Below are 12,386 nucleotides of genomic sequence, written 5' to 3'. Positions count from 1 at the left end.
GCCGCGCGCGCGGCCTCACGGATCAGGGCGGGATAATTCTCGAACGGCTGATGGGCTGAGAGCATGTCATTATAGGCGGTGATGATCCCCAGATTGGGCGTGTGATCCCCCGCCAGCGCCGCCTTGTCCTCACCCATTGCCGCATAGGCATGCGCCTGGTTCGAGCAGGAGAGATGCGCGCGCGCCGGGCCTTCGTCAGCCGCGCGGGCGAGCTTGTCCAGATAGGCGCGGCGGCTGTCGCGGGAGCGGGCGCGGATACGGTCGGTCACGGAAAGGATGCGGGAATCGGTTGGCATGAGGGCTTCGCACCGGATTTCTGGGGTTCAGCACCGTTATAGAGAGATAGCGCTAACGGCGCAAGCGCTGCCCTTTCCGGCCCGCCGAGCCTTGCACTGGGTGCAAGGCGGGGTTGCTGCGCCGCAGTCTGGTTCATGCTGCACTGCGGCGCTATATGAGGGTCAGGAAATTCAGAGCGCCCGACAATCCCGGGCCAAGGAGAAAAAGATGAGCCTTCATGACAACTACCGCAACGAGCTGAACAGCGACTTCCGGTTTCTCGACGTTATCGAAATCGAACGGCAGGCCCGCGTCCTGCGTGCCCGTGCCGTAGCCGACGCCTTCCGCGCTGCCCGCATCTGGGTTTCGGCCCGCCTGCGCCGCGCGCCCAACGGTCAGACCGCCTGAACGCTCCCTCGTCGTCAGGCGCGATGAAACGACGCCCTGCTCCGGTTCTCCGGGGTGGGGCGTTTGTTTTTCCGGAATTGGCGCTTTCCCCGGGCGGGGCAGAGCGCTAAGGGAAAGGCTACAGAAAAAAGGCCCTCAGATGACCGATCAGCCCGACGATACCCAGCCCGGTGATATCCCAAACACGGATACCCCCTCCTCCCTTCCCGTCGTGCGGATGCGCCCGAAGACGGAAGCCCGTGCCATCCGGCATGGATTTCCCTGGGTCTATGCCGATGAGCTGGTTCTGGACCGGCGCACCAAGGGGCTGACACCGGGCACGCTGGCGCTCCTGGAAGATTCCGAGCGCCGCGCGCTGGGGCTGGTCACCGTCAACCCGCAGTCGAAAATCACCGCACGCATGCTGGACCGTGACCCGGAGGCCGTGATCGGCGTTGACTGGCTGGTGGCGCGCCTGCAACGCGCGTTTGATCTGCGCAACCGGATTTATGACGCGCCCTTTTACCGGCTGGTCCATGCCGAGGCCGATGGCCTGTCCGGCGTGGTGATTGACCGTTTCGGCGATGCTGCCGTGATCCAGCCCAATGCCGCCTGGGCCGAGACGCATATTGACGCGCTGGCGCAGGCGCTGGTGCAGGTCACCGGCGTGCGCACGATCATCAAGAACGGCACCGGGCGCGCCCGGGTTCTGGAGGGGCTGGCCGAAGAAATGGTGGTCATGCAGGGCACCTGCGACGCCCCGGTGCCGGTGCCGATGAACGGCGCGACCTATCTGGCCGATCTGACGGGCGGGCAGAAAACCGGCCTGTTCTATGACCAGCGGCCCAACCATGCCTTTGCGGCGGGACTGGCCAAAGGCGCGCGGGTGCTGGATGTCTTCAGCCATGTCGGCGGCTTTGCGCTGGCGGCGCTGGCAGGTGGCGCGGCGCAGGCGCTGGCGGTGGACTCCTCCGTTCCGGCGCTGACGCTGGCCGATGGCGGCGCGAACGCCTCTGGCTTCGCGGATCGTTTCGCAACGCGCAAGGGCGATGCCTTTGCCACGCTGGAGGCACTGGCGGCTGAGGGTGAGCGCTTTGATCTGGTGGTCTGCGATCCGCCCGCTTTCGCGCCCAACAAGAACGCGCTGGAGGCCGGGTTGCGCGCCTATGAGCGGGTCGCCCGTCTGGCCGCGCCGCTGGTTGCGCCGGGGGGCTTTCTGGCGCTGTGTTCCTGCTCGCATGCCGTTGACCTTTCGGCGTTCCGCAATGCCTGCGGACGCGGGATCGGGCGGGGCGGACGGCGCGCGCAGCTTCTGCACACGGGCTTTGCCGGGCCGGACCATCCGCAACTGCCGCAGCTGGCCGAAAGCGGCTATCTCAAGGCGCTGTTCTTCCGGCTGGATTGATGGCTGCAACGCGCGTTCTGCTGGATACCTGCGTGTTGTATCCGCCGATCCTGCGCGATTTCTTGCTGGCGCTGGCCGCGCGCGGGTTGTGCCAGCCGCTCTGGTCTGACGGGATTGCGGCGGAATGGCTGCATCTGGCCGCGCGTGACGGCGCGGTGGATGTGCCTGCGCTGCTGGCCCGGATGGCGGCGCGCTGGCCTTCGGGGAAGGTCGCGGCGGGCGATCCGGCGGTGCTTGACCTGCCGGATCATGGCGACCGCCATGTCGTTGCTGCGGCTATCGCCGGTGGGGCCGATCTGATCCTGACCGCCAATCTGCGCGATTTTCCGCCGCGCGTGCTTGGCCCGCACGGCCTGACGGCCCGTTCGCCCGATGATTTCAGCATGGACCTGTGGCTGACGGCCCCCGCGCTGGTGGAGGGCGAGGTGGCCGCGCTCTGGCCCGGGCTGAGCGGTCGCTCCTTGCGCAACGCGCTGAAAAAGGCCGGGCTGCCACGGCTGGGCAAGGCGCTGGAATTCTGATGGCGTGTCAGGAACGCCTTACATCGCTCTGAATTATATTGATTAACTCAGAATGCCTCCCGGTAGAGAGTAAGCGCGTCTGCCTCGGTCACTTCTACCGGGTTGTTGACCAGAAGCCGGGTCTGAAGCATGGCATCGTGCGCCAGAAGCGGCAGGCTCTCCTCAGGCACACCGCAATCCCGCAGGCGGCGGGGCGCGCCGGAGCGGTCCATCAGATCTTCCATGAACGCCACAAACGCGCCCGCCCGGTCCGTTACGCCGCCTGAACCCGGCGCGCCCACCACATCCGCCAGTTCGGCATAAAGCGGGGCGGCCGCCTTCATGTTGAAGCGCAGCACCGGCCCCAGCATCAGCGCATTGGTCAGCCCGTGGGGCAGGTGGAAATGCCCGCCCAGCGGATAGGCCAGCGCATGGACGGCGGCGACCGGGCTGTTGGAAAACGCCTTGCCCGCCAGCGCGGCACCCAGCAGCATCGCCTCGCGCGCCGGGCGGCTCGAACCATCGGTGCAGGCGGTGACCAGATGCGCGGCCATCAGGCGCAGCGCCTCCTTGGCGAAGAGGTCAGACAGCGGGTTCTTGCGGTGGCGGCTGGTGAAGGCCTCGATCGCATGGACCATCGCGTCAATGCCGGTAGCGGCGGTCTGCACGGGTGGCAGGCCCAGCGTCAGTGCGCCGTCCAGCAGCACGCGGTCGGCGTAAAGCTGGGGCGCGACGATGCCCATCTTGGTTTTCTCGCCGGTGGTCAGAATGGTGATATTCGTCACCTCAGACCCGGTGCCCGCCGTGGTCGGCACCTGCACCAGCGGCGCGCGGTGGCCGCGGATATTGCCGATGCCATACATGTCCTTGAGCGGCTGATCGTTGTGCAGCAGCACCGCCACCAGCTTGGCGATATCCATCGACGAGCCGCCGCCCAGCCCCAGCACAATGTCGCAGCCCTGCGCGCGCGCCTGTTCCACGGCCTGCAGCAACACCGCTTCGGGCGGGTCGGCGACCACGGCATCAAAGACCGTGACCACGAAGCCCTCAGTCGCCAGCGAGGTTTTGGCCGGTTCCAGCAACCCCGCCTCATGCAGGAAGCGGTCTGTCACGATCAGCAGGTTGCGCTGCGAAAACCACGCGGCCATCAGCGCGCCCAGCCGGGCGGCGCCGCCCCATGCCACCAGAAGGGCGGCGGGGCCGTCAAAGGAAAAGGGGGCTTGCATCGGTGTTCTCCTCGTTCGTTGATCAGCCGACTGGGGGGCAGGCGCTCACAGGTGTCGGTCGTAAGCCTGCCAGGCGCAAGAGGTGTTTCCGGGCCCCGGAAAACCCTCCGCCGCACAGGGGCCTGCAGCGTGCTGCCGGACCGGAGCGGTCAACGCTCCGGTTAAGGGTCATTCTTCGGGTCGGTGAACAGCGCCTGCGCACAGGCCAGCAACGGCGGGCTGAGGGGGTGTGGGCGGCGGGTCTGACGTTCGACATAGACATGGACGAAATTGCCCCGCGCCGCGCAAAGCGTCTGCTCGCGGGCGAAAAGGCCGAAACCCCAGGTCAGGCTGGTGCGGCCGATCGCCTCCACCCGCACACCGATGCGCAGGCGCGAGGGAAAGGTGACCTCGGCGAAATACTGCGCGCCGCTCTGTGCCACCAGCCCGATCAGCCCCTCACCGCCCGGCGTGACATCCAGCGCGCCATGCTCAACCAGCGCCATGTTCAGCGCCGTGTCGAAATAGGCCAGATAGGCTACGTTGTTGAGATGCCCGTAAATGTCGGAATCGGCCCATTGCAGCTGAGTTTCCACCACATAGGGATAGGCGCTCAGGGGCAGGGCGGGCAGGCGCTCAGGCATGATCCGCCCCTCCTGCAAGGCCCAGTGCGGTGCGCGCCCGGGCAAGAATGCGGTCAACATGCGCCAGCCCGGCGGCGGGTTCCAGCAGCGGGTCCAACGCGGCGATCTCGCTGAAACGGGCGCCGATATCTTCGGGCGTCAGCGCCTGCCCGGCGAAACATACCCCTTCGCTTTCCACAATCGCCAGCCGCGCCACCGTGCCCGCGCCCGCCAGTAGCGCGGTGCGCGAGGGGGCATCGCGGCTGACCAGCCAGACGGCGGCAGGCGCCACCAGATCGGGCGAGAGCAGTTCAAGCATATCCGGGGTCATCATGTCGCCGGTCATCCGGGTGGCGGCCGTCGGCAGGATAGCGTTGACATGGATGCCGTATTTCGCGCCCTCGATATGCAGTACATTCATCAGCCCCAGCACCCCCATCTTGGCCGCGCCGTAATTCGACTGACCAAAATTGCCGTAGCTGCCTGAGGTGGATGAGGTCATCAGAATGCGCCCGTATCCCTGTTCGCGCATCGCGCCCCAGACCGCTTTTGACGCATTCGCACTGCCCGTCAGATGCACATCGACAACCTGCCGGAAGTCATCCATCGTCATCTTGGCAAAGGTCTTGTCGCGCAGAATGCCGGCGTTGTTGATCAGGATATCGACCCGGCCAAACGCGGCCAGCGTCTCGGCGATCATGGCCTGCATATCCGCCTCAGACACCACATTGCCGCCATTGGCGATGGCGCGGCCTCCCGCTTCGGTGACCTCGCGCACCACGGCTTCGGCGGCCTCGGTGCTGCCCGCGCTGCCGTCGCGCGCGCCGCCGAAATCATTGACCACCACCGCGGCGCCCCGGCGCGCCAGCAAAAGCGCATGCGCACGGCCAAGCCCGCCGCCCGCGCCGGTGACGATGGCCACCTGACCGTCGAATGAGACTGACATGGGTTTCCTTTCTGTCTTGCTTGAAGGGTCAGGCGCTGAGCAGAACCAGCCATTGCGCGATCAGTGCCGGGCGCTCCGCGCCCTCCAGCTCAAGGCTGACATCGTAGCGCCTGAGCGTGGCATTGCCTTTCGGCACGCTTTCCACCAGCGTGAAGCTTGCGCGCAGCCTTGCGCCCACCGGCACCGGGGTCAGAAAGCGCACCTTGTCGAAACCATAGTTGATTTCCACGGGGACGGTTCCGGGCGTCGGGGCGGGCAGGGCGTTCTGGCCAAAGCGGGTCAGCAGTGAGAGCAGGTAAAAGCCGTGGACGATGGTGCCGCCATAGCGGGTTTCCGCCTTTGCCCGCGCCGGATCGATATGGATGAACTGGTGATCGTCGATGGCATCGGCGAAGCGGTCAACCATCGGCTGGTCAATCTGATACCAGTCAGACAAATACGGTTCTGCGGCGGTCATGGCGCGTGCTCCTGCAAGTTTCCGCTTTGCAACATACGCAGTAGTATTTTATTCGGGCTCCTGTCCAGCCCGGTTTGGCGGGCATGATCCATATTGTCGCAACGTCGCTCAGGTTCTATCCCTGAAAGGCCTGAGGCAAGCAGGAATGAGACGAGGAAAAGGACCGGAGATGGCAGGGCCGATATCAGGGCGAAGCAGGGGTGCCAAGGCGCGCGGTGTCGAAGAGAGCGGCGAACCCGTTGAAAGCGTGGTCGAAATTCTGGATTGCGCGGCGCAATGCTTCATGGAGATGGGCTTTCAGGGCACCAGTATCGACGATGTCGCCCGGCGGCTGGATGCGACCAAGGGCCGGATTTATTATTACTACACCTCCAAGGCCAATCTGTTTTTTGATGTCCACCGGGAGGGGATGAACCGGCTGATGGTGGCCGTGCGCGCGGTGATGACGCCCAGTGCGGATGGCGCGCAGACCCTGCTGGCCATGATCGAGGCGCATGCCCTGACCATGATGCAGAACATCGCCTATGAGGCGGTGGTGGTGCAGGGCGTGCACATGCACCGGCTGGGCGCGACCACCCCGGAGCAACGCCGCATTCTGGATGAGCTGATGGCGGTGCGCCGTGAATTCGAGGCGCTTTTTGCCGGGGTCATCCGGCAGGGGCAGGCCGATGGCAGCCTGCGGGCGGGCGATGTGTCGGTCTGCGTGAAAAGCATTCTGGGCGCGGTCAACTGGATGGCGGTCTGGTATCGCCCGCGCGCCGGTGAAACGGTTGAGCACCAGCGCCGGATGGCGCGCGACATCGCGCTTCAGCAGATCCATGGGCTGGCGGGGCCAGGGGCACACAGCCAGTAACCGGCGCGCTCAGAGCATGTGGACGGTGGGTGGGCTGTCGCAGACCTGCCTTGCGATTTCGACAACATGGCGGTGGTGGGTCAGGTAGATCGCCTGACCGGAGCGCCCGATCTGTTCCATGACGCGGCAGGCGGCGCTGGTGCGCGCTTCGTCAAAGGTTTCAAAGATGTCATCGCAGAAGAAGGGCAGGCATGTGCCTTGCGCCACCAGTTGTTCATGCGCGGCAGCGCGCAGGGCAAGGTAAAGCTGGAACCGCGTGCCTTTCGACATCTCGGAGACCCGCTTTGCCGCGCCCGTCGCATCGACGGCAAGCAGCGTCTCGCCCTCGCCCTCGGGCTGGCTGACAAGGCGGGCATAGGCGCCGCCGGTCAGTGCGGCAAAGCTGCGCTCGGTCGCGGCCATCATGGCGCTGCGGTGGGTGTCGCGGTAGCGGCGGATCGCCTCTTCGGCCAGCCGGTGGCCCAGGTGCAGTTCCAGATGGTCCAGAGCCGCCTCTTCCATCTGCAGCTCGATCAGCGCCTTGCGCTCGGTCAGCGTGGCGATATCGGCATCTCCGGCCACCTGCGCCAGCGCTTGGTCGGCGGCCATGCGCGCCTCGGTCGCGCGGGTCAGCGCGGCCTCGGCCGTGTCAACGTCAGTGGCGACCGCTGCCGCTTCGGCCTCAAGCAGGGCGGGGCTGGCGCCGTCCAGCAGCGCGCGGGCGGCGGCAAGGTCAGGGGCGGAAAGCTCTGACAGAAGCGTGCCCTCCTGCTGCGCCCGTTCCGTGCGCGCGGCGATCACCTGTTGTGCGCGCACCGCTACCTGACGCAGCGCGCCCAGCGTTTCAACCGGGGTGCCGGGGTGGAAGATCTGGCCCTTTGCCTGCACTTCGACGGTGATCGCGGCAAGGCGGTTGCGCGCGGCTTCCAGCCCGTTGCGGGCGGTGCCAGTCAGCCGGTCAAGGCGCGCGACCTCCGCCTCGGCGGCCTGCGCCTCCTGCGCCATCCGGCGCAGGGCGGCAAAGCTTTGCGCCGGGGTGGCGCCTTCGGGCAGGGCATGGGCAGTGGCAAGCGCGCCCATGGCGGCGGCGAACTGGGCCTGATCGGATTCCATGGTGGCCACGCGCTGCGCGGCATCGGCGCGCGCCACCTCGGCTTCGCGCAGGGCGCGCAGCGGCTCGAACGAGGCGAGAAGCGTGGCGGGCGCGACAAGGCCGCCCAGCAGCTCAGCCACCGTCTGTTCCCACGCGCGCAGGGCCTGTTCCGCGCTGGCCTGTGCCGCCTCCAGCCGGGCCTTGCGCCGGGCAAGCGCTGCGGCGCTGCGCTCAAGCGCCTCGGTCGCGCGGGCGCGTTCCTCGGCCTGATGGCGCGCGGCTTCGGCCTTTTCGCGGGCGCGGGGCAGGGCTGCGTCAAGGTCGGGGTCGTCAAGGCCGGTCAGCGGGCGCAGCGCCTCCAGCAGGCGATCCGCGCGCGCGCGCAGGGGCGCGTGGGCGGCCTGTGTGCGCTCAAGGCTACGCTGCGCGGCGGTGGCGGTGGCATGGGCGCCGACCCAGTCGCACCAGTCGGCGGCGGGAAAGGGCAGGGGCAGACCCAGCGCCTGCGCCGCCGCATCGACCTGTGCTGCCAGCGCGGCCTGCCCGGCGCGCAACGCCTCCAGATGTTTTGCGGCTTCATCCGCGCGGGCCTTGGCCTCAGCCCCGGTCTGCTCAATCTGGCGCAGTTGACCAAGATCACGCGCCTGCGCCAGCCGGGTGCGCAGCGCCGCATCCACCGCATGCAGGGCCGCCTCAAAGGCCAGGGCCGTAGCCGCGCTCAGCGCGTCACGATGCGCCTGCCAGAGCCGGTCGCGTTCTGCCTGAAGCGCCACGGCCTGCTCATCGGGGATAAGCGCGCCGCCGCTGACCAGTTGCGCGGCCTGTGCGGCGCGGGCAGCGGCGTCTTCGCGGTGGCGGGTCAGGGCATCGGCGGCCTGCGCGATCCGGTCGCTCAGCGCGTGGTGCTCATCGGCCCATGCCCGGGCCTGCGCGAGGGTGACGGGGCAGGGCGGCAGGCTGTCAAACCGCGTGGTTCCGCGCGACAGTGCATCAAGTGCGGCAGCAAGCGCGGCCTCGTCCGAGGCGATGGCCTGCCGCGCCGCCGCCCAGGCAGGCGCAAGCCGGTCGGCATCATGCTGCACAAGGATCGCCGCCAGATCTGCGCCGGGAAGCTCAGCCGCCGCCTGCCCGTCAGCCGCCGCCTGCGCGCTTTCATGCTGCGCGGACAGCTCAGTCACCTCAGCCTCCTCGGTGCCGAGCGCGCTTTGCGCAAGGCGCAGCGCGTCGCGGGCGGCTTCCAGCCGGGCGATATCGGCGGGGGGCAGTACCAGCGCGCCGGGGTCGGTGCCTGCCGCCGCGCCCAGATCGCGCGCGGCGCGGACCATGGCGCCCTCTGCCTCCGAGACGCGCGTGCGCCGTCGCGGCAGGTCCATCTCCGCCGTCACATCACGGCTGCGCAGCTCTTCCAGCGCATCAAGGTCGCCCGCCAGCGCCAGCAGGCCGGGGGCGCGGGTGACGGCCTCGCGCGCGGCGCTCAGCGTGTCGATCTCTGCCGCCAGCCGTGTGGCATCGGCCTGCGCCTGCGCCTCCTGCGTCAGCAGGCTGACAAGCTGCTCGGGGTCGAAATCCAGCCGTTCCGGGTAATTGGCATAGGGGGCAATGTCGGCCTCCAGCCGGTCGACCGAGACCAGCAGCGGCAGGGCGCGGCGCTTTGCGGTGATCCGGGCGGCGCGCTGTTGCAGCGCATCGCGCCCCGCGCGCGCCGCGGCCTCGGCGGTGCGGGCATCCGTTGCCGCTTTTTTCAGGGCGCGCCAGGCAGCGGCGGTAACATCGCGCGCGCGGATTTCCTTTTCCACCTCGGCAAGCTCGCGCTTCAGCTCCGCCATCCGTGTCTTGCTGGCCCGCTTGCGCCACAGCGCATCGGCCTCGTCACGCACGCGGCCCAGTGCGGTGCTGAGGTCGGCCACGCCCGCCGCAGCCGAAAACAGCAGCCGCCCGATATCGCCGCGCGCCTGTGCGATCTCTTCGCCGCCGCGCTCGATCGTTTCATCGTCAAGACACAGCAGGCTGCGGTAATCGCTTTCCGCAAGCCCGGCGAGATGCGCGCCAAGCGCCGCTTCCGGCAGCGCCGCGCCCGCGCCGTCCACCAGCGCGCCGCTGCGCAGGGGAAGGCGGGTGAATTCGCGCGCGCCGCCGTCGGTTTCCAGCACGGCCGAGACGCGCAGATTGCTGCGCTGATGCCGGAACGCATAGGGCTCGCGCAGCGGAAAGCCGTAAAAGAGGCGCAGCACAGCCTCCATCGTGGTGGTTTTCCCGGCCTCGTTCGGGCCATAGATGATGTGGAAATCAGGCCGCCCCGTCGGCGCGCCGAAATCAAGGCGGCGGTCGGTGAAATGGCCGAACCGATCCAGATGCAGGCTGCGCAACCGCATCAGCCCTCGGCCCCTTTCATCTGCGCCAGCACCCGTTCGGTGCCCGCCTGTGCGAGCCTGCGGGCAAGGGCCTGTGCCCCGGCCTCATCGGGCCAGAGGCGGGCGCGGGCGGTGGCGGGAAGGTCGGCAAGGACGGTTTCGATATCGTCGCGCGCGGCAGCAGAAAAGCCCGGCTCATCGCGGATCGCCGCCATGAGCACCGCAAGCTCGGCGGTGGCCGTTGCGGTTCCGGTTTCAGCGCCGGTTTCAGTGCGGGGCGCGTGCAGGTCCAGCAGCAGCTTTTCCAGCCACAGAACCCCGGTGTCGCGCGCCATCCCGGTGGCCTGCTCGGCCCAGATGTCACGGTCACGCAGGATCTGCCAGTGGCGGCGCGGGGTGCCGGTCAGCGTCAGGCGCAGCACGCTGGCGGGGGCGGTGCCGGAAGTCTGGCCCGAAGCGCTGGCAGACATGTTGCCAGCCTCGGCGCGCAGATGCGCGCGCAGCAGGGCGCGCAACCCCTCGTCGCTGTCGGTATCAGAGATGTCCAGCGCACTGGTGCGGAACTCGATGGCCGCGGTCGGCACGGTATCCAGCGTGATGCGCCCCGCATCAATGCTCAGCAGCGTGGCCGATTTCGGCCCGGCCTCGCCCATGTCGCGGCCCTGCGGCATGCCGGGCATCACAACCCACGGCGCCTGCGCATGCACCTGCCGCCGGTGGACATGCCCCAGCGCCCAGTAGTCAAACCCCATCGCCGCCAGATCGCTGACCGCACAGGGGGCATAGATGTCATGGCCCTGCGCACCGGCAAGCGAGGTGTGCAGCATGGCAATGTTCACCGCCCCGGCAACCGGCGCGGAAAAGCGTGGCAACAGGCTTTCGGGCGCATGACGGCCAGAGAAGCTGACGCCGTGGATATAGACGCCCTCGCCCAGCGGCTCTTTCCCGCCGCGCGCGTCAAAGACATGGACATTTTCGGGCAGATCCAGCGCGCCGGTGATCGGATTTTCGGCATCGTGGTTGCCTTTGATGTAGAACACCCGGACCCCGCCAGCGCGCAGCCGGTCAAGCTGCCCCAGCAGAAAGGCCGCCGTGCGCGCGCTGCGCTCGGCCCCGTCGAACAGATCACCGGCGATCAGCAGGGCCGCCACCCGCTCAGCCAGCGCGGTATCCACGATGCGGATGAAGGCGGCGCGGGTGGCGGTTTCGACCGTGGCGCGCAGATCGGCATCGCGCAGCGCCAGTGATCTGAGCGGCGAGTCCAGATGCAGATCGGCGGTGTGCAGAATCCTCATGGTGTCAGCCCCTTGTCCGGGTGCGACAGTGGCAGCGCGCCGGGGCAAGCGCAAGGCGGCGGGCGGTCATTCAGCGGTCATTCGGCGATCAGCGCATCAAGCGATTTCATCGTGGTCTGCGCGTTTTCGCGGATCATGTCCATCAGGCGCTCGGTCAGGGTGCTGCGGGGCCAGTGGCTGGCGCTGAGCAGGCAGATCTCGATCCGGGGTGCATCGGTCAGCGGGCGGATGTGCAGGCCCGCCTCCCTGAACTCCAGCGCCGTCAGCGCATCGACCAGCGCCACCCCCAGCCCGTGGCGCGCCAGTTCGCAGGCGACATAGGTGGTGAAGGTCTGGATGCGGCGGCCCGGCGTGATATCGGGCGCCGAAAGAAGGTTGTCGAACAGGCGCGGCGAGTAGTCGAAATTCGACAGCGAAATCAGGCTCTGGCCGGACAGCGCCTGACGCTCCAGCGGATGGGGGCTGGCAAGGGGGTGGTCCGCGCTCATCACCGCGACCAGCGGCAGGGTCATCAGGCTTTCGCGGTTCACGCCGGGTTCGTCATCGCCCATGCCGATGCCCAGATCGACCCGCCCGGCGGCCACCCATTGGTTGACCCACTGCGAACTGCGCACCGGCAGCGAGGCCGATATGCCGGGATGCTGCTTGAGGAACGGCGCCAGCACGCGGGGCAGCCAGCGATGGGCCAGCAGGGGCATGGCGGCGATCAGCACCTCGCCATGCCGGTTCTGCGCCAGATCGGCCATGAACCCGTTCAGCTTGTCGAGGCCGGAATAGACCTGCTCGATCTGGTTGTGCAGCGCCAGCGCCTCGGGCCGGGGAACAAGCTTGTTGCCCGTGCGCTCGAACAACTGCAGCCGCAACCGGGCCTCCAGCAGCGACAGATGCTTGCTGACCGAGGGTTGCGAGACATGAAGCCGGCGCGCCGCCTCGGTGATCGAGCCTGCCTCCATGATGCATTTGAATACTTCGATCTGGCGGATGTTGAGCATGGCCTTACATAACCTGATTTTCGA

11 protein-coding genes and 1 pseudogene are annotated in these 12,386 nt (G+C 67.9%); 4 read left to right on the top strand and 8 right to left on the bottom strand.

The annotated features are described in order from the left end of the window. Positions 1-296: pseudogene (locus V7Q53_RS07500) on the bottom strand (phosphogluconate dehydratase); the annotation flags it as partial. 208 nt (positions 297-504) lie between these two features. Here V7Q53_RS07500 and V7Q53_RS07495 point away from each other — a divergent pair. The 3 genes from V7Q53_RS07495 (at position 505) to V7Q53_RS07485 (ending at position 2,589) form a co-directional block, all read left to right on the top strand. Beyond that, positions 505-684, top strand: a complete 180-nt coding sequence (locus V7Q53_RS07495; protein WP_333827907.1) for an RSP_7527 family protein — start codon at positions 505-507, stop codon at positions 682-684. A 217-nt stretch (positions 685-901) separates the two neighbouring features. Further along, entirely contained in the window at positions 902-2,068 is a 1,167-nt protein-coding gene (locus V7Q53_RS07490) for an RSP_2647 family RNA methyltransferase (RefSeq protein ID WP_333827908.1), read from the top strand. After that, positions 2,068-2,589, top strand: a complete 522-nt coding sequence (locus tag V7Q53_RS07485) for an RSP_2648 family PIN domain-containing protein (protein WP_333827906.1) — start codon at positions 2,068-2,070, stop codon at positions 2,587-2,589. Before V7Q53_RS07490 ends, V7Q53_RS07485 begins: the two co-directional genes overlap by 1 nt. A 47-nt stretch (positions 2,590-2,636) precedes the next feature. Here the strand turns inward: V7Q53_RS07485 and V7Q53_RS07480 are convergent, their stop codons facing one another. The 4 genes from V7Q53_RS07480 to V7Q53_RS07465 all read right to left on the bottom strand — a co-directional run bounded on the left by V7Q53_RS07480 (position 2,637) and on the right by V7Q53_RS07465 (position 5,799). Next, the gene (locus tag V7Q53_RS07480) at positions 2,637-3,794 is read right to left on the bottom strand and encodes an iron-containing alcohol dehydrogenase (RefSeq protein WP_333827905.1); all 1,158 of its coding nucleotides are present in this window, start codon (positions 3,792-3,794) and stop codon (positions 2,637-2,639) included. Between the two features lie 161 nt (positions 3,795-3,955). After that, the gene (locus V7Q53_RS07475) at positions 3,956-4,417 is read right to left on the bottom strand and encodes an acyl-CoA thioesterase (protein ID WP_333827904.1); all 462 of its coding nucleotides are present in this window, start codon (positions 4,415-4,417) and stop codon (positions 3,956-3,958) included. Then, complete coding sequence (locus tag V7Q53_RS07470; protein WP_333827903.1) at positions 4,410-5,342, bottom strand: SDR family NAD(P)-dependent oxidoreductase; 933 nt, start codon at positions 5,340-5,342, stop codon at positions 4,410-4,412. Before V7Q53_RS07470 ends, V7Q53_RS07475 begins: the two co-directional genes overlap by 8 nt. A 28-nt stretch (positions 5,343-5,370) precedes the next feature. Then, positions 5,371-5,799, bottom strand: a complete 429-nt coding sequence (locus tag V7Q53_RS07465; RefSeq protein WP_333827902.1) for a MaoC family dehydratase — start codon at positions 5,797-5,799, stop codon at positions 5,371-5,373. Positions 5,800-5,968: 169 nt separating this feature from the next. Between V7Q53_RS07465 and V7Q53_RS07460 the strand changes: the two genes are divergently transcribed. Next, complete coding sequence (locus V7Q53_RS07460) at positions 5,969-6,652, top strand: TetR/AcrR family transcriptional regulator (RefSeq protein ID WP_333827901.1); 684 nt, start codon at positions 5,969-5,971, stop codon at positions 6,650-6,652. 9 nt (positions 6,653-6,661) lie between these two features. Here the strand turns inward: V7Q53_RS07460 and V7Q53_RS07455 are convergent, their stop codons facing one another. From V7Q53_RS07455 to V7Q53_RS07445, 3 genes are all read right to left on the bottom strand, one after another. Further along, positions 6,662-10,096, bottom strand: coding sequence for an AAA family ATPase (locus V7Q53_RS07455; protein ID WP_333827900.1), 3,435 nt, complete (start codon positions 10,094-10,096; stop codon positions 6,662-6,664). Beyond that, positions 10,096-11,370, bottom strand: a complete 1,275-nt coding sequence (locus tag V7Q53_RS07450) for a metallophosphoesterase family protein (RefSeq protein ID WP_333827899.1) — start codon at positions 11,368-11,370, stop codon at positions 10,096-10,098. Before V7Q53_RS07450 ends, V7Q53_RS07455 begins: the two co-directional genes overlap by 1 nt. Before the next feature lie 77 nt (positions 11,371-11,447). Beyond that, on the bottom strand, positions 11,448-12,362 hold the full coding sequence (locus V7Q53_RS07445) for a LysR substrate-binding domain-containing protein (protein ID WP_333827898.1): 915 nt from the start codon (positions 12,360-12,362) through the stop codon (positions 11,448-11,450). Positions 12,363-12,386: the final 24 nt, after the last annotated feature.

This window comes from Pararhodobacter sp., from assembly GCF_036802785.1.
GTDB lineage: Bacteria > Pseudomonadota > Alphaproteobacteria > Rhodobacterales > Rhodobacteraceae > Pararhodobacter.
Note: the sequence above shows the minus strand (reverse complement) of the source record. Positions and strands in the feature narration are given on the sequence as shown.

Excerpts from the sequence above, each read along its gene's own strand:
- V7Q53_RS07480 (WP_333827905.1), bottom strand. The coding sequence starts at position 3,794 with ATGCAAGCCCCCTTTTCCTTTGACGGCCCCGCCGCCCTTCTGGTGGCA.
- V7Q53_RS07495 (WP_333827907.1), top strand. The coding sequence starts at position 505 with ATGAGCCTTCATGACAACTACCGCAACGAGCTGAACAGCGACTTCCGG.
- V7Q53_RS07455 (WP_333827900.1), bottom strand. The coding sequence starts at position 10,096 with ATGCGGTTGCGCAGCCTGCATCTGGATCGGTTCGGCCATTTCACCGAC.
- V7Q53_RS07460 (WP_333827901.1), top strand. The coding sequence starts at position 5,969 with ATGGCAGGGCCGATATCAGGGCGAAGCAGGGGTGCCAAGGCGCGCGGT.
- V7Q53_RS07465 (WP_333827902.1), bottom strand. The coding sequence starts at position 5,799 with ATGACCGCCGCAGAACCGTATTTGTCTGACTGGTATCAGATTGACCAG.
- V7Q53_RS07450 (WP_333827899.1), bottom strand. The coding sequence starts at position 11,370 with ATGAGGATTCTGCACACCGCCGATCTGCATCTGGACTCGCCGCTCAGA.
- V7Q53_RS07445 (WP_333827898.1), bottom strand. The coding sequence starts at position 12,362 with ATGCTCAACATCCGCCAGATCGAAGTATTCAAATGCATCATGGAGGCA.
- V7Q53_RS07475 (WP_333827904.1), bottom strand. The coding sequence starts at position 4,417 with ATGCCTGAGCGCCTGCCCGCCCTGCCCCTGAGCGCCTATCCCTATGTG.
- V7Q53_RS07490 (WP_333827908.1), top strand. The coding sequence starts at position 902 with ATGCGCCCGAAGACGGAAGCCCGTGCCATCCGGCATGGATTTCCCTGG.
- V7Q53_RS07470 (WP_333827903.1), bottom strand. The coding sequence starts at position 5,342 with ATGTCAGTCTCATTCGACGGTCAGGTGGCCATCGTCACCGGCGCGGGC.
- V7Q53_RS07485 (WP_333827906.1), top strand. The coding sequence starts at position 2,068 with ATGGCTGCAACGCGCGTTCTGCTGGATACCTGCGTGTTGTATCCGCCG.